The following is a 19,526-nucleotide window of genomic DNA, read 5'->3' as shown; positions in this document are numbered from 1 at the left end:
GGAGTGTTGAATGAACCACAACGTCATACTGGTCTTGCTCGACGGCCTCAACCATCAGGTGGCCTACCATGCCATGGGTCACCTGCATGCCTACGTCGAAGCCGACCGCGCCGCGCTGTACCGCGTGGAATGCGAGTTGCCCTCGCTGTCGCGGCCGTTGTACGAGTGCATCCTCACCGGTGTTCCGCCCATCGAGAGCGGCATCGTGCACAACAATGTCAACCGGCTGTCCAACCAGCGCAGTGTGTTCCACTATGCCCGCGAGGCGGGACTGGGCACGGCGGCGGCGGCCTACCACTGGATAAGCGAGCTGTACAACCGTTCGCCGTTCGACCCGCTGCGCGACCGCCACACCCATGCGCCGAAGCTGCCGATCCAGCACGGCCTGTTCTACTGGGCCGACCATTACCCTGACTCGCACCTGCTGGCCGACGCCGAGTACCTGCGCCGCCGCCATGCGCCCAACTTCCTGCTGGTGCACCCGATGAACATCGACGACGCCGGCCACCGCTATGGCCTGGACAGCAGCCAGTACCGTAACGCTGCCCGCTCGGCCGATATCCTGCTCGCCGACTACTTGCCACGCTGGCTCGAAGAGGGCTACCAGGTCGTGGTCACCGCCGACCACGGCATGAACAACGACCGCTCGCACAATGGCCTGCTGGCCGAGGAACGCGAAGTGCCGCTGTTCGTCTTCGGCGAAGCCTTCAGCCTCGACCCGGCGGCCAAGCCGCTGCAGACCGAGCTGTGCGGAACCCTCTGCGAACTGTTGGGTGCCCCCCACGACAAACCCGTGTGCCGGGAGCTTCTCAAGTGAATGCCAGCCATCGCGGTCGTTACCTGGCCCTGCTCTGCCTACTGCCGTTCGCCGTGTTCTTCATCGTGTTCCAGATCGCCCCGCTGGGCTGGGTCGCCCTCAACAGCGTGCAATCGGAAGCCGGCTGGGGGCTGGAGAATTTCAGCAAAGTGTTCGCGTCGAAGTTCTACCTGCAAGCATTGCAGCGCAGCCTGGAAATCAGCTTCTGGTCGAGCCTGTTCGGCATCGTTGTCGCTACACTCGGTGCCTACTCGCTGCGCCAGGTGGACTCGCGCCTGCGCGACTTCGTCAGCGCGTTCGCCAACATGACCAGCAACTTCGCCGGGGTACCCCTGGCCTTCGCCTTCATCATCCTGCTCGGCTTCAACGGTGCGCTGACACTGCTGCTCAAGCAGGTCGGGTTGCTCGAGGACTTCAGCATCTATTCCAAGAGCGGCCTGATCCTGGTGTACACCTACTTCCAGATCCCGCTGGGCGTATTGCTGCTCTACCCCGCCTTCGACGCCCTGCGCGAGGACTGGCGCGAATCGGCCGCGTTGCTCGGCGCCAGCCACTGGCAGTACTGGCGACACATCGGCCTGCCAGTGCTGACCCCGGCACTGCTGGGCACCTTCGTCATTCTGCTGGCCAACGCCCTGGGCGCCTACGCCACGGTCTACGCCCTGACCACCGGCAACTTCAACGTGCTGCCGATCCGCATCGCGGCGCTGGTGGCCGGTGACATCACCCTCGACCCGAACCTGGCCAGTGCCCTGGCGATGGTGCTGGTGGGGCTGATGACCCTTGTGACCGTGGTCCATCAATGGCTGCTGAAAAGGAGCTACCATGCGCGCTGAATCTGCCCGCAGCAGCCTCTACCACCGCGTCGTGGTGTACCTGCTGTTTCTCATCCTGCTGCTGCCGCTGGCCGGCACCCTGCTCTACTCGCTGGCCACCAGCTGGTCGGCCAGCCTGCTGCCCAGTGGCCTGACCTTGAAGTGGTACGTAGCGCTGTGGAGCGAACCGCGTTTCCTGGCCGCCTTCGGCCAGTCGCTGCTGGTGTGCATCGGTGCGCTGGTGCTGTCGGTGGTGCTGATCCTGCCGCTGCTGTTCGTGGTGCATTACCACTTCCCCAAGCTCGACGCGCTGATGAACATCCTCATCCTGCTGCCGTTCGCGGTGCCGCCGGTGGTGTCTTCGGTGGGGCTGCTGCAGCTGTATGGCAGCGGGCCGATGGCGATGGTCGGCACGCCGTGGATCCTGATCGGTTGCTACTTCACCATCGCCCTGCCCTTCATGTACCGGGCCATCACCAACAACCTGCAGGCCATCAACCTGCGCGACCTGATGGACGCCGCGCAACTGCTGGGTGCCAGTACCTGGCAGGCGGCGTTCCTGGTAGTACTGCCGAACCTGCGCAAAGGCCTGATGGTGGCGCTGCTGCTGTCGTTTTCGTTCCTGTTCGGCGAATTCGTGTTCGCCAACCTGCTGGTGGGCACGCGCTACGAGACCTTGCAGGTATACCTGAACAACATGCGCAACAGCAGCGGCCATTTCAACAGCGCGCTGGTGATCTCGTACTTCGCCTTCGTGCTGGTACTGACTTGGGTCGCCAACCGACTGAACAAGGACAAAACCTGACATGAGCTTCGTCAGCGTACAGAAACTGCACAAAAGCTACGCCGGCAGCCCGGTGTTCCACGACATCGACTGCCAGATCGAACGTGGCGAGTTCGTCACCCTGCTCGGTCCGTCCGGATGCGGTAAGTCCACCCTGCTGCGCTGCATTGCCGGGCTGACCCCGGTGGACAGCGGCAAGATCCTGCTCGATGGCCAGGACCTGGTGCCCTTGAGCCCGCAGAAGCGCGGGATCGGCATGGTGTTCCAGAGCTATGCGTTGTTCCCCAACATGACCGTGGAGCAGAATGTCGCCTTCGGCCTGCGTATCCAGAAGGTCCGCGCCGAAGAAAGCCAGGCTCGGGTGCGCGAAGCCCTGGAGCTGGTGGAGCTGGGCAGTTTCGCCGGGCGCTACCCGCACCAGCTTTCCGGTGGTCAGTGCCAGCGTGTGGCCCTGGCCCGCTCGCTGGTGACCCGGCCGCGCCTGTTGCTGCTGGACGAACCGCTGTCGGCGCTCGATGCGCGCATCCGCAAGCACCTGCGCGAGCAGATCCGCGCCATCCAGCGTGAACTGGGGCTGACGACGATTTTCGTCACTCACGACCAGGAGGAAGCGTTGACGATGTCTGACCGCATCTTCCTGATGAACCAGGGGCGCATCGTCCAGAGCGGCGATGCCGAGACCCTCTACACCGCGCCGGTGGACCTGTTCGCCGCCGGCTTCATTGGCAATTACAACCTGCTGGACGCCGACAGCGCCAGCCGCCTGCTGCAGCGCCCGGTGAACAGCCGCCTGGCGATCCGTCCGGAGTCCATCACCCTGGGCACAGATGGCGATCTGGACGGCGAGGTACGCAGCCACAGCCTGCTCGGCAATGTGATCCGCTACCGGGTCCAGGTACGCGATGTGGAGCTGGTGGTGGACGTGCTCAATCGTTCGTCGGCGGATCTGCATGCCGACGGCCAGCGTGTTTCGCTGTCGATCGACCCCACGGCGCTGCGCGAAGTGGCCTAGGAGATTACCGCTATGGCATTGGCAATTTTCGATCTGGACGAAACCCTCATCCACGGCGACTGTGCGTCGCTATGGAGCGAGCAGATGGCCCGCCTCGGCTGGGTCGACGGCACGTCGTTCCTCAAGCGCGACCATGAACTGATGGAGGCTTACGGCAAAGGCCACCTGGCGATGGAGGACTACATGGCCTTCAGCCTGGAGCCGATTGCCGGACGCACCCTGGAAGAGGTCGAGCACCTGGTCGAGCCTTGGGTCGAGGACGTGATTGAGCCGATCATCTTCGGCGATGCGTGCCGCTGCATTGCCGAGCACCGCAAGCGTGGCGACCGTATTCTCATCATCTCCGCCTCGGGCACCCATCTGGTCGGGCCGATTGCGGCGCGGCTGGGGGTAGACGAATACCTGGCGATCGAACTGGAGGCGGTGAACGGGGTGTATACCGGCAAGACCCATGGGGTGCTGACCTACCGCGAGGGCAAGATCACGCGGCTGCTGGAGTGGCTGGACCAGGAGCAGGAGAATCTTGAAGGAGCGACGTTCTATTCAGACTCGCGCAACGATTTGCCGCTGCTGCTGAAGGTGGACTACCCGCACGTGGTGAACCCGGACTCGGTATTGCGGGAGCATGCCCAGACCAATGGCTGGCCGGTACTGAGCTGGGCCTGAAGCGCCAGGTGAGCTGTACCAGCTTCCTCGCGGTGGAACCCGCTCCCACAGGGACCGCAGTTTATCCTGTGGGAGCGGGCTTACCCGCGAAAGGGCAGAGCCTGCTTAGGCCAGGCTTGGGTCGATCACCATGACCAGCTTGCCCGATACCTGGTTGCTCTCAAGCTCGGCATAGGCCGCCTGGGCAAACTCCACGGGGTAGGTGTCGACCAGTTGCGGCGACAACCGTTTTTCGGCAAACAGCGGCCACACCTGCTGTTGCAGCTCACGCAGCAGCTCGGCCTTGAAGCCATCGTCCCGGTTACGCAGCGTGGAACCGGTGATCTGCAGACGCTTGCCCAGCACCAATGCCAGGTCGAACTCGACCTTGCGCCCGCCCATCAGGCCAATGATCACCCATCGACCATCGCGGGCCAGCAGCTTCTGGTTCAACTCCCCATAGCTGGCGCCCACCGGGTCGAGGATCACATCGAACGGCCCGAAGCCTTCCAGGTCTTCCAGGTTCGCGTTGCGCACGACGCCACCTGCAGCGCCCAGCGCCTGGCAATAGGCCAGGCGGTCCTGGGAGCCAACGCTGACCCAGACAGGGTTGCCGAACGCCTTGCCCAACTGGATTGCCGCCGAACCCACACCACTGGCCCCGGCGTGCACCAGCACCTTCTCACCGGCCTTGGCCGCACCGAGCTGGAAGATGTTCAGCCAGGCCGTGGCGTACACCTCGGGTAGGGCCGCCGCCTCATGCAGGCTCAGGCCCTCGGGTACCGGCAGCACATGGCGGGCATCGACCACCACTTCCTCGGCCATCGCACCACTGGCCAACAGCGCGCAGACCCGGTCACCGATGCGCCAGTCGGCGCCGGCACCCACTTCCTCGATCACACCCGAGCACTCCAGGCCCATGTAGGGGCTGGCGCCTGGCGGTGGCGGGTAAAGACCTTTCATTTGCAGCAAATCGGCTCGATTCAGCCCCGCAGCGGCCACGCGAATACGTACCTGACCGGCGTCACAGGTCGGGCGCTGCGCCTCGACCCAGGCCACATGTCCGTCAACGCCTTGCAATGCCTTCACAGTGCCTCCATAGTTGAATCATATGACTGAGCCTGGGCAAGCATTTCCCAGGCTTTTTGCAGTATGCGTCCGGCTCTGATGGAACCGGCGAACGGAAAAGACGGCCTACTATGCGTGATCAATTGCCTCCACGTCGAATCAGCATGAAGCATTTCCTTCCAAGCACCGCCCTGGCCCTGATGATTGGCCTGGGTAGCCTTACGCTCGGCGGCAATGCGGCGGCCGCCAACAAGTGGGACAGCCTGCAGCCGGACCGCGACGAAATCGTCGCCAGCCTCAACGTGGTGGAGCTGCTCAAGCGGCACCATTACAGCAAACCGCCACTGGACGATGCCCGCTCGGTCATCATCTATGACAGCTACATCAAGCTGCTGGACCCTGCGCGCAGCTACTTCACCGCGGCCGATATTGCCGAATTCGACAAATGGAAAACGCAATTCGACGATTTCCTCAAGAGCGGCAACCTCGACCCAGGCTTCACCATCTACAAGCGTTACCTGGACCGCGTGAAACAGCGTCTGGACTTCGCCCTGGCCGAACTGGCCAAAGGTGTCGACAAGATGGACTTCACTGCCAACGAATCCTTGCTGGTCGATCGCAAGGATGCACCGTGGCTGAAGAACCAGGCCGAGCTCGATGACCTTTGGCGCAAGCGCGTGAAAGACGAAGTGCTGCGCCAGAAAATCGCCGGCAAGGATCCCAAGCAGATCCAGGAAACCTTGACCAAGCGTTACAAGAACCAGTTGGCGCGTCTGGATCAGACCCGTGCCGAAGATATCTTCCAGGCCTACATCAATACGTTCGCCCAGTCCTACGACCCGCATACCAACTACCTGTCGCCGGACAACGCGGAGAACTTCGACATCAACATGAGCCTGTCGCTCGAAGGCATCGGTGCGGTGCTGCAAAGCGACAACGACCAGGTCAAGATCGTGCGCCTGGTACCGGCTGGCCCCGCGGCCAAGACCAAGCAGGTGGCCCCGGCCGACAAGATCATCGGCGTAGCACAGGGCAACAAGGAAATGGTCGACGTGGTCGGCTGGCGCCTGGACGAAGTGGTCAAGCTGATCCGTGGCCCGAAAGGCTCGGTGGTGCGCCTGGAAATCATCCCGGCCAGCAACGCGCCTAACGACCAGACCAGCAAGATCGTTTCGATCACCCGCGAGGCGGTCAAGCTCGAGGAGCAGGCGGCGAAGAAGTCGGTGCTCAAGCTCAAGCAGGACGGTCGTGAGTACAAACTGGGCATCATCGAGATCCCAGCGTTCTACCTGGACTTCAAGGCCTACCGCGCAGGCGACCCCGAGTACAAGAGCACCACGCGCGACGTGAAGAAACTGCTCACCGAACTGCAGAAAGAGAAAGTCGACGGCGTGGTCATCGACCTGCGCAACAACGGCGGTGGCTCGTTGCAGGAAGCCACCGAGCTGACCAGCCTGTTCATCGAGAAAGGCCCGACCGTGCTGGTGCGTAACAGTGACGGCCGCGTCGATGTGCTCGAGGACGAGAACCCAGGTGCCTTCTACAAAGGCCCGCTGGCGCTGCTGGTCAACCGGCTGTCGGCCTCGGCCTCGGAGATTTTCGCCGGCGCCATGCAGGACTACCACCGTGCGCTGATCATCGGCGGCCAGACCTTCGGCAAAGGCACCGTACAGACCATCCAGCCGCTCAACCATGGCGAGCTCAAGCTGACCCTGGCCAAGTTCTACCGGGTTTCCGGGCAGAGCACCCAGCACCAGGGCGTGCTGCCGGACATCGACTACCCGTCGATCATCGACACCAAGGAAATCGGCGAGAGCGCCCTGCCCGAGGCTATGCCGTGGGACACCATCCGTCCGGTGGTCAGGCCTGCTGCCGACCCGTTCAAGCCGTTCCTGTCCCAGCTCAAGGCGCAGCATGAAGCACGCAGCGCCAAGGATGCGGAGTTCACCTATATCCGTGACCGCCTGGCGCTGACCCAGAAGCTGATGAACGAGAAAACCGTCAGCCTCAACGAGCAGACACGCCGTGCCCGCCACGACGAGATCGAGGGCAAGCAACTGGCGCTGGAGAACATCCGCCGCAAGGCCAAGGGTGAGGAACCGCTCAAGGAGCTGAAGAAAGAGGATGAAGACGCCCTGCCGGCCGAGGAGGAGAACACCAAGCCGGAAGATGACGCCTACCTGTCCGAAACCGGTCGCATCCTGCTCGACTACCTGAGCCTGAGCTCGGCGGTGGCCAAGCACTGAGGGAACGATGCGGTAATGGCAGAATAATGCGACCTGTCATTAAACAGTCATCGGGTTGTCGTGAAATAAGAGGGCCGGGCGTGAAAACGTCCGGCCCTTTCACTTTCAGGAAACCGTCATGACCGTCGCCGAACAGCTCAGTGCCTTGAGCGCCATCCTGGCTCATCGCAGTATTCACAGCCTGTTCCAGCCGATCATCAGCCCCAACGATGGACGCATTTTCGGTCACGAGGCCTTGAGCCGTGGCCCGTCCAACAGCCCGCTGCATTCGCCCCTTAACCTGTTCACCATCGCCCGCCAGGCAGGCCGCCTGACCGAGTTGGAAGCCACCTGCCGGGAAAGCGCCTGCCGCCGCTTCAGCGAGCAGAACCTTGAAGGCAAGTTGTTCCTGAACATCTCGCCGGAGTCACTGCTTGAACCGCACTACCCGTCCGGCCGCACCCTCAAGCTGCTGGAACAGCTGGGGCTGTCGCCCAGCCGGGTCGTGATCGAGTTGACCGAGCAAACGCCCACCGATGACTTCCAGCTGCTGTTCAATGCGCTGCACCATTACCGCGACATGGGCTTTTCCATTGCCCTGGACGACCTCGGGGCCGGTTATTCGAGCCTGCGGTTGTGGTCGGAACTGCGCCCGGACTACGTCAAGATCGACCGCCATTTCATCGACGGTATCCACTGCGACCCGCTAAAGCGCGAATTCGTCGGTTCGATTCTGCAAATCGCCCGCGCCTCGAAGGCGCAGGTGATCGCCGAGGGTATAGAACTGGCCGAAGAGCTGGCGGTGTTGATGGAGATGGGGGTGGACCTGGTGCAGGGGTATCTGTTGGGGAGACCGCTGGAGTTTGGGATGAAGGACAACCTGCCGGTGCCCTTGCACACGCGCTCGAGCGAACGCCCCAGCGTGAGCCTGAATGCGACGGTTGGGCAGATGCTCGATGCGTTCCGCCGCCATGCCCACCTTGAAACACTGGCGGTGCTCGATGGGGATGGCAAACCCTGCGGCCAGATTCATCGCAGTGTGATGTCGGTACCGACGATAGCGCCAGTACCGATACCTCACGCCTCTTCGGGGTAAGCGTACTCGAACACCCGAACCACCTCCGAGGCATGCCAGGAGGCTGCCTCCATCCCATCTACCGGTCCGGAAAACCGCCCCAGGCGCTCGACGCATTCGAAGAACCCGGTGCGCGGCAGTCGGCTGGCGCCCTGGCTGATCACCAGCGAGCTGCGCAGCGGCTGCTCGGCGCGAGCATCCAGCACGGCCAGGTACTCGAGCGCGGCGGTCAGTGTCTGCATGGCCGGGCTGGGCAATTGCAGGCGCTCGATCAGGGCGCGGTAGGTGAGCAAGTGGCGCTGTCGTCGGGCCAGGTCAAGCTCGCTCAGCAGGTGATCCCAATTCTGGCGGCTGATCCTGACCTGACTCATGATGGCTCGCTCCAGCCGGCCACCCCCAGATGCCAGGCCAGAGCGCGGCGAATCGCAGCGTCTGGCTGGCGCTCTCCCGACTCGATCATGGCCAGATACGCCGGACTGACGCCGACATTACGGGCCAACTGCTCAGGTGCCAGGCCCTTGGCCTGGCGCAACTGGGCAACCTCACTGAAATCCGGCAGCCTGGCGCTCGGTTTGTCGTCCTCGCTGGCTGCGACGCTGGCGACCGCTGGCGCCTGCCCGGCGGCCTTGAGCAGCGCCTGATACTGCTCCCATGGAACGACTGCGTACTCGGGCTGACCGTCCCGGCTGATAACCTGAATACCCATTACAACCCCCTCACGTAGGATTACGGCATGTAATCCGTAGGCATAATCCTTATGCCAATTATATTACCAAGCTTGGGAGTCTGTGCAGATCAGGTTGATTTCAGTGCTTATTCCGTTCCAGGCGCAGCGCTTGCGGGGTATCTGGCAAGCGTTCGAGCACCCGCAGGCGCTCGGGTGACTGGCTGTCACGCCAGGCCTTGAAGCGTGCCAGCTCATCGGCCACGGTCTTGAGCACCCAGCCCAGCACGGCGATGTCGTCGAGAAAACCCACGCCCAGCAGCCAGTCCGGAATGGCATCGATAGGGCTGACGAAGTACAGCAGCCCCGCCACCACCGTGACCAAAGCCCTGGGACTGATAGCGCGATACTCGCCGCGCCACCAGGCCAGGCACAGCGACTGCAAGAGTTTGACGTCCTCACGCAATTGCCCCAGGCGCGGCCCCTTCCGGGCCACGGCGAACAGCAGCGCAGGTAACCGGCCACGGCTGAGCAGGCGCTCGGCCAGGGGCAGGAAACGGGCGAAATTCCAAGGTGCGCTCATGGAGCCTCCAACAGCGAATGGGTTATCCACATTTATTGTGGATAACCTTGTGAACAGGGCGAAGTTTCCGACGTCAGGTGCCCATGAGGCAAGGGCGGCACTCAGATCGGGCGTTTTTTACACAGTCGTTTCAGATCCGCAAACGATTTGCGTCAGACGCATCCCACTTCGTTCCCTCGCCTTTGCGAGGACCGTTCACCCGGCACGAGGTTCGCCCCCACTCAAACGAAAACGCCCCGTCAGGACGGGGCGTTGTTCGTAGCGCGAAGGCTCTTACTTGGCAGGCTCTTCAGCCGGAGCTTCCGGAGCCTCGCCTTGCGGCTGGTTCTGGTCCTTGATGCCGAGCAGTTCGAGGTCGAACACCAGCACCGAGTTGGCCGGGATCAGCGGGCTCGGGCTCTGTGCGCCGTAAGCCAGCTCAGCCGGGATGAACAGCTTGTACTTCTCGCCGACGTGCATCAGCTGCAAGCCTTCGACCCAACCTGGGATCACGCCGCTGACCGGCAGATCGATGGGGCTGCCACGCTCGACGGAGCTGTCGAACACCTTGCCGTCGATCAGCTTGCCTTCGTAGTGGACAGTAACCACATCGGTCGGCTTGGGCTGCGGGCCATCGGCTTTCTTGACCACTTCGTACTGCAGGCCGGAAGCGGTGGTGATTACGCCTGGCTTCTTGCCGTTCTCTTCGAGGAATTTCTTGCCAGCGGAGGCAGCTTCTTCACTGGCCTTGGCCAGGCGCTCTTCGGCGCGCTTCTGCAGCGCGGTGAAGGCTTCTACCAGCTCTTCGTCCTTGATGCGCTGCTCTTTCTTGCCGACGGCGTCTTCGATGCCGAGGGCAACAGCTTTCGAATCAAGGTCTTCCATGCCTTCCTGAGCCAGGCTCTTGCCCATGTTCAGGCCGATACCGTAGGAGGCTTTTTGTGCCGGAGTCTTCAGCTCGGGCGTGCTGGCCTGCTGGTCGCAGCCAGCCAGTACCAGGCCTACCAGGGCAACCGCAGCCGCCAGACGATGCTGTTTCATGCTATTTCCTTGTTCATGCGCCATGAGGGCAATCAGGGTAAAGCCGCGAGCTTAGCAGGCGGCCATGACCAATGGCTACCGGCATAAGAGCGGGTTTGGCCTTGGAAGTTCAGTGATTAAAAACATCTTCATCATGGGGGTGCGGTAAATGGCCAGTATTGACCCGTTGCACCGGTTCTGCCGGATTTTTATGGCGATATGTTTCCAGGGATTCCGAGAGTGCTCGTCATCGGATCTGTAAGAGGGTTTGGTGCATCCGGATAACCGTAGGAGCGAGCGTTGCTCGCGATGCGCCGCCCCGGCGGCGCTCGATCTCAATGACGCTCAATACCTCCCGGCAAGCCTCAGGGATACTCACCCTCCCGATACTGCCCCGCCACCTCTCGCAACACCTCGCATACCCACTGCCCCGGCAGGCTCTGCGGCAAGGCGGCATTACGGCAGATGCCCACCGAGCCGCCCGGCTCGCGCACGCCCAGGTCGAGTTCGACCAGTTCGCCACGGCGCAGGTCAAGCAATACCGCATCGCGCGGTGCCACCCAGACCGCATCGCTACCCAGCAGATAACGCCGACTCAGCGCCAGCGACAGGGCTTCCAGGCGCTGGGCCGGCATCTGGATGCCGCATTGCACGAACAGGCTGTCGGCGTGCTGGCGGATGGTCGTGCCTGCCGGCGGCAACACCAAGGGATAACGCCCGACCTGCGAGCGCTCCAGCGGGGCTGTAGCCAATAGCGGATGGCCGGGCCGCACCACCAGGCTCATCGACTCGCTGTACAGATGCTCGAACGACAAGCCCTGGATCTGCGGGCTGTCGGTCATGCGTCCGACCACCAGTTCCAGCTCGCCCAGGTGCAATTGCCCCAGCAATTGCGCGCTGACCCCGGTAACCACGCTGATCACCAGCGCCTCGTGCCGCTGATGCAACCGGCACAGCACTTCGGGCATCAACAGCCCTTCGACCGTGGACAAGACGCCGATGCGCACCTGCGAAGGTGCCCGCGCCTCACCGCGAAGGCTGCTAACCCCATCGCGCAACGCCTGCACGCTGGGGCCTGCGTAACGCATGAAGCGTGCGCCGGCCGGTGTCAGTTCGACGCCCTGGCGGCTACGTTCGAACAACCGCGTTTCAAGCAGGTCTTCGAGCTCCTTGAGGGTTTTGGAGATCGCCGGCTGACTGATGGCCAGAATGTCGGCAGCCCTGGCCAGGCTGCCTTGACGGGCAATCTCCAGGAAACACAGCAGGTGGCGGTACTTGATGCGGGTATCGAGGTTCATGCGGCAAGCTTACCGCATTGACGAACGTAGATAACCCGCGAACGCCCCAGCGCAGCCAGCAATCGACCGTCAGGCCACCGCCAACTCCACCGCCTCACCGTTCAAGCGTACCGGCCATACCCGCAACCGCTGGTCGTCGTCTTCCAGGCATCTACCGCTTTTCAAGCTGAAATGCTGCTTGTACAACGGTGCCGCCACCACCAACTCCCCCTGCAGGCTACCCACCAGTCCGCGGCCGATGATGTTGGCCCCGGAACGTGGGTCGCGGTTGTCCACAGCGTACAACGTCTGTGCCTGGCCTGGCAGATAGAACAGCGCCACCTGGGCTCCGTCGAACCACACCACAACGCCGGAATCGGCGACCAGGTCATTGGCCTGGCAGACCGTTTGCCAGTTCGGTTGCTTGGCGACAGCAGCATTGGACAGGTTCATCAGACAGCCTCCTCGGCGGTGGGGATCAGATGCAACGGTGCGGCAGGCCGGCGCTGATCGCGTTCACGAACGAAATGCACGTCCGGGTCGGGCCGCTGGTCGTTGACGAAGGTACGGAAGCGCTTGAGCTTTTCGGGGTCGTTCAGGGCGTTGGCCCATTCGCACTCATACTGGTCGACCACATGCTGCATCTGCGCCTCCAGCTCGGCGGCCAGCCCCAGGCTGTCGTCGAGAATCACCTGCTTGAGGTAGTCCAGGCCGCCTTCCAGACTTTCGCGCCACACCGAAGTGCGCTGCAACTTGTCGGCGGTGCGAATGTAGAACATCAGCACGCGGTCGATCAGGCGCACCAATGTCTCGTCGTCGAGGTCGGTGGCGAACAGCTCGGCATGGCGTGGTCGCATGCCGCCGTTGCCGCAGATGTATAGGTTCCAGCCCTTGTCGGTGGCGATCACGCCGATGTCCTTGCTCTGCGCTTCGGCGCATTCGCGGGTGCAGCCGGACACTGCGAACTTGAGCTTGTGCGGCGATCGCAGGCCTTTGTAGCGGTCTTCCAGGCGCAGCGCCATGCCCACACTGTCCTGCACGCCATACCGGCACCAGGTGCTGCCGACGCACGACTTCACCGTACGGGTCGACTTGCCGTAGGCATGGCCGGTCTCGAAGCCGGCGTCGATCAGCTCGCCCCAGATCAGCGGCAGTTCGTGCAACTGGGCGCCGAACAGGTCGATACGCTGGCCGCCGGTGATCTTGGTGTAGAGGTCGTATTTCTTCGCCACCTGGCCAATCACGATCAGCTTGTCGGGGGTGATCTCGCCGCCCGGGATGCGCGGTACCACCGAGTAGGTGCCGTTCTTCTGCATGTTGGCCATGAAGGTGTCGTTGGTGTCCTGCAGCGGCACCAGGGCCGGGTCCATGATCGGCTGGTTCCAGCAGGAAGCGAGAATCGAGCCCACCGTCGGCTTGCAGATGTCGCAGCCGACATGGCCCTTGCCATGGCGTTCGAGCAACTCATTGAAGGTGCGGATACCTTCGACGCGGACCAGACCGTAAAGCTCCTGGCGGGTGTAGGCGAAGTGCTCGCACAGACGCTTGTCGACGGTGACGCCACGGGCAGTCAACTCATGCTCGAAGACCTGCTTGAGCAGGGCCGCGCAGCCGCCACAACCGGTCGCAGCCTTGGTGCAACCCTTGAGGGCAGCCAGGTCGCTACAGCCGCTGTCGATGGCTGCGCAGACCGCGCCCTTGCTGACATTGTGGCAGGAACAGATCGTCGCGCTGTCAGGCAAGGCGTCGGCCCCAAGCGCTGGGGCGCCGGCACTTTGCGGCAGGATCAAGCCCGCGGGGTCCGCTGGCAGGGCAATGCCGTTCTGGGCGTATTGCAACAGGGTGTCGTAGTAACTGTTGTCGCCAACCAGCACCGCGCCGAGCACGCGCTTGCCACTGGCATCGACCACCAGACGGCGGTAGGCGGCGGTGGCCTCGTCGATGAAGCGGTAGCTGCGCGACCCTGGGGTGGCGCCGTGGGCATCGCCGATGGAGCCGACATCGACCCCCAGCAGCTTGAGCTTGGTCGACATATCGGCACCGCCGAACTCGGCGGCCGCCTCACCGGTGAGCAGCGCCGCCAGATTACGGGCCATGCTGTAACCGGGGGCAACCAGACCGAAGATGCTGCCATTCCACGAAGCGCACTCGCCGATGGCGAAGATGCGCGGGTCGCTGGTGCGGCAGTGGCTGTCGATCACTACCCCACCGCGTGGGGCGATCTCGAGGCCACAGGCCCGCCCCAGGGCATCTTGCGGGCGGATACCAGCAGAAAATACGATCAGGTCGGTTTCCAGGTGTTCCCCACCATCGAAGTTCATCCGGTAGCGATAAGCCTCGCCGGCGCTGATCGACTGGGTGGCACGGGACAGGTGCACGCCCACGCCCAACGCTTCGATCCGTGCCTTGAGCGCAGCACCGCCCTCGCCGTCCAGTTGCACCGGCATCAACCGTGGGGCGAACTCGACAACATGGGCTTCCAAGCCCAGTGACTTGAGTGCATTGGCCGCTTCCAGGCCAAGCAGGCCGCCCCCCACCACCACGCCACGACGGGCACCGCTGGCGGCGGCTCGAATGGCGTCCAGGTCGTCGAGGGTGCGATAGACCAGTCGAGCATTGCCGCTGGAACCTTCGATCGGTGGCACGAAGGGATACGAGCCCGTGGCCAGGACCAGGTGGTCGTAGCCGTAACGGCCTTCGGCGGTGACCACTTCGCAGCGTTCGCGGTCGATCTGCAGCACCGCCTCGCCCAGATGCAGGTGCACACCGTTGTCGCCGTAGAACCCGTGTTCGCACAGGGCCAGGGTTTCGGCACAGCTGCCGCCGAAGTACTCGGACAGGTGCACACGGTCGTATGCACGCTGGCGCTCTTCGCCGAACACCCGCACCTCGAAGCGCGCCAGGGCGCCACGTTCGATCAGTTGCTCGACGCAGTGATGGCCGACCATGCCGTTGCCGACAATCACCACTCGCTCTCGTTGCCCGCCGTTCGCTGTTGCGTTCATAGCCGATCCTCGATCAAAAAAAAAGCGCCTGGAGCCGAAGCTCCAGGCGCCTTTGCCTGTACTCATCACGGTGGGCCCCTGATTGATCGCCGTTGATCAGTGGGGCATGTTGTGAAACGGATGTAGCAGGGAGTGTGCCAAATGCTGCTGGACCACTGCCGATGGGGTGACTGCGCTGGATTCATCGCCGTCAAGCCGGCGCCCACAGGTTCGGTGCGGTCTTCGCAGGCGCCGGCTTGCCGGCCATAAGGCATTGAAAACCGCACCACCGAAGTGCATCCCTCACCATCCCGGTGCAATCAATACACATCTCGCCGGTAGCGCTTGGCCTTGCTCAACGCTTCAACGTAAGCCTCCGCCGCCTCGTTGCTCATCTGGCCATGCACCGCCACGACCTCGCGCAGGGCGCCGTCCACATCCTTGGCCATACGCTGGGCATCGCCACACACATAGAAGTACGCCCCTGATTCAAGCCAGCGCCACACCTGCGCGCCTTGCTCACGCAGACGCTGTTGCACGTAGATCTTTTCGGCCTGGTCGCGGGAGAACGCGGTGTCCAGACGCAGATGCCCGGCTGCCACCCAGGCCAGCAGTTGCTCCTTGTAATAGAAATCACTGGCGGCGTACTGCTCGCCGAAGAACAGCCAGTTTTCGCCACAGGCACCGCGAGCCTCACGCTCTTCCAGAAACGCCCGGAACGGTGCGATGCCGGTACCGGGGCCGACCATGATCACAGGCGCGTTGTCGTCCTCCGGCAGGCGAAAGTGCTTCGATACCTGCGGGAAAATCGCCACCTTCAAGGTGTCCGCGCGGTCGGCGAGAAAAGCCGAGCAAACGCCCTTGCGCTGACCATAGCGTACGGTCGAGACGGTCAGGTGCACCTGATCGGGGTGAGCGGACGGGCTCGAGCTGATCGAATACAGGCGCGGTTGCAGTGGTTTGAGCAACTCAAGCCAGCTGGCCAGCGGTAAGTCCTGAGGATACTCGCGCAGCACATCGGCCAACTGCCGGCCCCACAGCCACTCCTGCAATTCGGCCTTGTGCTCCGGTTGCAACAGACGCTGCAAGGCCGGCTGGTGGCGACCGAATACCTGCAACTGCTGCGGCGTGACCCGCGCGATCTCCAGGTGCTGCGCCAGGGCCTCAACCAAGGGCATGGCTGGCTTCCCGTTGAGTTCGACCAACGCCTGGCCATCGAGGTGCATCAACGCCAAGAGCTCTTCGACCAATGCCGGGCAGTTGCGTGGCCACACCCCAAGGGCATCACCGGCCTCATAGGTGAAGCCACTGCCAGCGAGGTCGAATACCAGCTGACGGGTTTCCTTGCTGGCTCCTGGGGCATTGAGCACGCGGTTTTCGAGTAGGGTCGCCGACCATGGTCGTTGCTTGCTGTAGAGCGGCGCCGGCACGGCTTCCCTGGCTGGTTCGAGCGTGGTGGCAGGCCCGAGCTCGGGCAGCAGGGCTTGGAGCCAGTTGGCGAAGGTTTCGTCGAAATCCGGCTCGCAGTCGACACGCGGCAACAGGCGTCGGCCGCCCAGCTCGGCAAGGCGCTGATCGAGCTTGCGGCCAAACCCGCAGAACTGGTCGTAGCTCGAGTCTCCAAGGGCCAGCACGGCATAGGGCAGATCGGCGCAATGCCCCCCCTCTTCGCCTTGCAACGCATTCCAGAACGCAGTACCGGTATCGGGCGCATCACCGTCGCCGAACGTGCTGGCAATCAGCACAACGCTCGCAGCGCCCTGCAACTGCCGTGGGGTGACCGCCTCCATGCAGTTCAACTGCACCGCCAGGCCGGCGTTGCGCAAGTGCCCAGCGCAACGCTCGGCCAGGGCTTCACCATTGCCGGTCTGCGATGCCCACAGCACTTGGTGCCGGGGGACATCGACCTGCGCAGGCGCCGACTGGGCGTAAAGCCCCGCCAGCAGCCCATCGACGAACAGACGTTGGGCCGCCGTCAGCGGCGCGTTGGCTGGCAGGCACGGCACCCCTTCAATGCGCGCCTGGTCCAGGCCGAGCAGGAAACCTTGCAAGTAGTGGCGCTCATCGTCGGCCAGAACCGGGGCAGGCAGCGCATCCAGGCCAAGCAGACGGGACAGCGTGGCGGTCGGCATGGTGGCGGGCTCCGAAGTGCGGGTGGCGGCGCCCAGGTCGAGGGCGTCGATGCGTTCACCGGCGACCCGCTCCAGGGCCACCGCGCAATGCTTGAAGGCCGGCTGCAGCGACAGGGGGTCGACCGCATCACAGGTCACGGCATTGATTGCCAAGTGCTCGCCGAACACATCGTTCCAGTGGAATGGCGCGAAACAATTGCCAGGCATGACCCGGTCACTGACCCGTGCGGGCAACACGGCCTGGCCACGGCGCGAGCGGATCGCCACTGGGTCCTTGTCGCGAATGCCCAGGCGCTCGGCATCTTCCGGATGCAGCTCGACGAAGGGGCCGGGCTCCAGCTTGTTCAGCGCCGGCACCTTGCCGGTCTTGGTCAGCGTGTGCCACTGGTGCTGCACGCGCCCGGTGTTGAGCACCAGGGGATAATCGGCATCCGGCAGCTCTGGTGCCGGCAGCCACGGCCTGGCGAAGAAACGCGCCTTGCCGCTGGGGGTAGGAAAAGCCAGTGCGGGGCGCAGGCCTTCGGCGTCGCTCACCAGGTGCTGGCTGCGACCGTCATTGAGGTAGCGCACTGGGCTGCGATCGCCCTCGTCGCCTGGCGCGCAGGGCCACTGGCGGGGGCTATGGCGCAGTTCGGGGTAGCCGATACCCCGCAGGTCGTAGCCTGTGGTGGGGTTCCAGAACTGGCGGATCTCCTCGTATACCGACTCGGCGTCGCGGTAGTCGAAGGCATGGGCATACCCCATGGCGCAGGCCACCCGGGCGATGAGTTGCCAGTCGGGCAAGCTCTGCCCCGGCGGCTCGACAGCGCGAGGCATGAGGGTAAGGTTGCGCTCGCTGTTGATCATCACACCCTCGCCTTCGGCCCAGAGCGCGGCAGGCAGGAGAATGTCGGCGTAGCGGTTGGTCTCGGTGTCGAGAAAGGCATCCTGGCTGATGACCAGTTCAGCCTGGCGCAGGCCCTCGATGACTTGCTGGCGATTGGCGACACTGGCCACGGGGTTACTGCAGATGATCCAGCAGGCTTTCACCTCGCCAGCCTTCATCTGATCGAACAATGCCACCGTGCCCTCTGCACCTTCGCTGCGCAGGCTGCCTGGGGCCAGGCCCCACTGGTGCTCGACAAAGGCCCGATCCGCGTCCACCAGTGCCGAGCGCTGCCCCGGCAGGCCCGGCCCCATGTAGCCCATCTCGCGGCCCCCCATGGCATTGGGCTGCCCGGTCAAGGAGAACGGCCCGCTGCCTGGACGACAGATGGCGCCAGTGGCCAGGTGCAGATTGCACAGGGCATTGCTGTGCCAGGTGCCGTGGACACTCTGGTTCAGGCCCATGGTCCAGCAACTCATCCATTCCCCGGCCGAGCCGATCCACTCGGCGGCCTGACGAATATCGGCTTGCGCCAATCCGGTGATGGCGGCAACGCGCTCGGGGCTGTAGTCCTCGAGGAAATCGGGCATTTCGTCCCAACCCTCGGTATGGCGGGCGATGAAATCCGGGTCGGTATGACCATTGCGGTGCAGCAGATGCAGCAGGCCATTGAGCAGCGCCATGTCGCTGCCGGGACGCACTTGCAGGAACAGGTCGGCCTTGTCGGCAGTGGCCGTGCGGCGTGGGTCGACCACGATCAGCTTGGCCCCGGCCTTGACGCGGTCAAGCAGGCGCAGGAACAGAATCGGGTGGCAGTCGGCCATGTTCGCGCCGATCACCAGGAACACTTCGGCATGCTCGAAATCCTGGTAACTGCCGGGCGGGCCATCGGCGCCGAGCGAAAGCTTGTAGCCGCTGCCGGCGCTGGCCATGCACAGGCGCGAGTTTGATTCGATATGGCGGGTGCGGATGAAACCCTTGGCCAATTTATTGGCCAGGTACTGGGCTTCCAGCGACATTTGCCCAGAGACGTACAGTGCCACGGCATCGGCGCCGTGCTGGTCGATGATGCCACGCAAACGCCCGGCGGCTTGTTCGATGGCGAGGTCCAGAGGGGTGCGGGCTGGCTCCTGGTTGCGCTGCTGGCGCACGAAGGCCTCCTCCATACGCCCGGCAGCGTTCAGCGGCACATGGGCGGTGAGGCCCTTGGTGCACAGACGACCGAAATTGCTGGGGTGCAGCTTGTCGCCACTGACCTTGCCGACCTTGCCATTGGCCACGCTCAACACAATGCCGCAGCCGACGCCGCAATACGGGCAGACACTGCGTACTTCGCTGCGGGTCATGGGTAGTCTCCTGTAGGCAGAAACGAAAAAGGCGCCGGCTGCCCCGAGCTTGCTTGTCAAGCGGGGGGCAACACGGCGCCTTTGTCGTGGAATGTCGGGGGGCATCGACGTTGATGGCCCTCTAGGCAGTGGCTGAGCAAGTTTTGGGCCAGCTGGACCGGCACCATCGCCGGCAAGCCGGCGCCTGCCGGTATCGGCCAGGCAGCGCACCACGCGGTGGCGTGATCAAGCCCCG

Annotated in this window: 16 protein-coding genes; 7 read left to right on the top strand and 9 right to left on the bottom strand. The window is 63.6% G+C overall.

What is annotated here, in order from left to right; all coding sequences use genetic code 11:
• Positions 1–10 precede the first annotated feature (10 nt).
• The 5 genes from P3R38_RS06320 to P3R38_RS06300 are packed head-to-tail and all read left to right on the top strand — an operon-like array spanning position 11 to position 4,094.
• Entirely contained in the window at positions 11–817 is an 807-nt protein-coding gene (locus tag P3R38_RS06320) for an alkaline phosphatase family protein (RefSeq protein WP_277686918.1), read from the top strand.
• The gene (locus tag P3R38_RS06315) at positions 814–1,653 is read left to right on the top strand and encodes an ABC transporter permease subunit (protein WP_277686917.1); all 840 of its coding nucleotides are present in this window, start codon (positions 814–816) and stop codon (positions 1,651–1,653) included. The genes P3R38_RS06320 and P3R38_RS06315 overlap by 4 nt, the downstream gene beginning before the upstream one ends.
• Positions 1,643–2,437 (top strand): ABC transporter permease, encoded by a 795-nt coding sequence (locus tag P3R38_RS06310; protein ID WP_277686916.1) that lies wholly within the window; start codon positions 1,643–1,645, stop codon positions 2,435–2,437. Before P3R38_RS06315 ends, P3R38_RS06310 begins: the two co-directional genes overlap by 11 nt.
• 1 nt (position 2,438) lies before the next feature.
• The gene (locus P3R38_RS06305) at positions 2,439–3,428 is read left to right on the top strand and encodes an ABC transporter ATP-binding protein (RefSeq protein ID WP_023379220.1); all 990 of its coding nucleotides are present in this window, start codon (positions 2,439–2,441) and stop codon (positions 3,426–3,428) included.
• A 12-nt stretch (positions 3,429–3,440) separates the two neighbouring features.
• Positions 3,441–4,094: an HAD family hydrolase gene (locus tag P3R38_RS06300; RefSeq protein ID WP_023379219.1), complete on the top strand. Its 654-nt coding sequence runs from the start codon at positions 3,441–3,443 to the stop codon at positions 4,092–4,094.
• A gap of 105 nt (positions 4,095–4,199) precedes the next feature.
• Here P3R38_RS06300 and P3R38_RS06295 read toward each other — a convergent pair whose 3' ends face one another.
• Entirely contained in the window at positions 4,200–5,162 is a 963-nt protein-coding gene (locus tag P3R38_RS06295) for an NAD(P)H-quinone oxidoreductase (RefSeq protein ID WP_023379218.1), read from the bottom strand.
• Between the two features lie 143 nt (positions 5,163–5,305).
• Here P3R38_RS06295 and P3R38_RS06290 point away from each other — a divergent pair, with 143 nt between their 5' ends.
• Together P3R38_RS06290 and P3R38_RS06285 are read left to right on the top strand one after the other, a co-directional pair.
• Positions 5,306–7,387, top strand: a complete 2,082-nt coding sequence (locus P3R38_RS06290) for a carboxy terminal-processing peptidase (RefSeq protein WP_023379217.1) — start codon at positions 5,306–5,308, stop codon at positions 7,385–7,387.
• Positions 7,388–7,505: 118 nt separating this feature from the next.
• Positions 7,506–8,462 carry an EAL domain-containing protein gene (locus P3R38_RS06285; RefSeq protein WP_277686915.1) on the top strand — a complete coding sequence of 319 codons (957 nt, stop codon included), beginning with the start codon at positions 7,506–7,508 and terminating at the stop codon, positions 8,460–8,462.
• Here P3R38_RS06285 and P3R38_RS06280 read toward each other — a convergent pair.
• From P3R38_RS06280 to P3R38_RS06245, 8 genes are all read right to left on the bottom strand, one after another.
• Positions 8,444–8,812 (bottom strand): hypothetical protein, encoded by a 369-nt coding sequence (locus P3R38_RS06280; RefSeq protein WP_023379212.1) that lies wholly within the window; start codon positions 8,810–8,812, stop codon positions 8,444–8,446. The two genes, P3R38_RS06285 and P3R38_RS06280, sit on opposite strands and share 19 nt — an antisense overlap.
• Positions 8,809–9,147, bottom strand: coding sequence for a helix-turn-helix transcriptional regulator (locus P3R38_RS06275; RefSeq protein WP_023379211.1), 339 nt, complete (start codon positions 9,145–9,147; stop codon positions 8,809–8,811). Before P3R38_RS06275 ends, P3R38_RS06280 begins: the two co-directional genes overlap by 4 nt.
• 100 nt (positions 9,148–9,247) lie before the next feature.
• A complete protein-coding gene (locus tag P3R38_RS06270; RefSeq protein WP_023379210.1) occupies positions 9,248–9,688 on the bottom strand; it encodes a YkvA family protein in 441 nt (146 codons plus the stop codon).
• 273 nt (positions 9,689–9,961) lie between these two features.
• The gene (locus P3R38_RS06265; RefSeq protein WP_023379209.1) at positions 9,962–10,708 is read right to left on the bottom strand and encodes an FKBP-type peptidyl-prolyl cis-trans isomerase; all 747 of its coding nucleotides are present in this window, start codon (positions 10,706–10,708) and stop codon (positions 9,962–9,964) included.
• Positions 10,709–11,052: 344 nt separating this feature from the next.
• A complete protein-coding gene (pcaQ, locus tag P3R38_RS06260; RefSeq protein ID WP_104882075.1) occupies positions 11,053–11,985 on the bottom strand; it encodes a pca operon transcription factor PcaQ in 933 nt (310 codons plus the stop codon).
• Positions 11,986–12,054: 69 nt separating this feature from the next.
• On the bottom strand, positions 12,055–12,417 hold the full coding sequence (gene nirD, locus P3R38_RS06255) for a nitrite reductase small subunit NirD (protein WP_104882863.1): 363 nt from the start codon (positions 12,415–12,417) through the stop codon (positions 12,055–12,057).
• Entirely contained in the window at positions 12,417–14,969 is a 2,553-nt protein-coding gene (nirB, locus tag P3R38_RS06250) for a nitrite reductase large subunit NirB (protein WP_023379205.1), read from the bottom strand. Before nirB ends, nirD begins: the two co-directional genes overlap by 1 nt.
• Before the next feature lie 299 nt (positions 14,970–15,268).
• Positions 15,269–19,291 (bottom strand): bifunctional nitrate reductase/sulfite reductase flavoprotein subunit alpha, encoded by a 4,023-nt coding sequence (locus P3R38_RS06245; protein ID WP_277686914.1) that lies wholly within the window; start codon positions 19,289–19,291, stop codon positions 15,269–15,271.
• Positions 19,292–19,526 lie beyond the last annotated feature (235 nt).

The sequence above is a fragment of the Pseudomonas sp. NyZ480 genome (genome assembly GCF_029537255.1).
Lineage (GTDB): Bacteria > Pseudomonadota > Gammaproteobacteria > Pseudomonadales > Pseudomonadaceae > Aquipseudomonas > Aquipseudomonas taiwanensis.
Note: the sequence above shows the minus strand (reverse complement) of the source record. Positions and strands in the feature narration are given on the sequence as shown.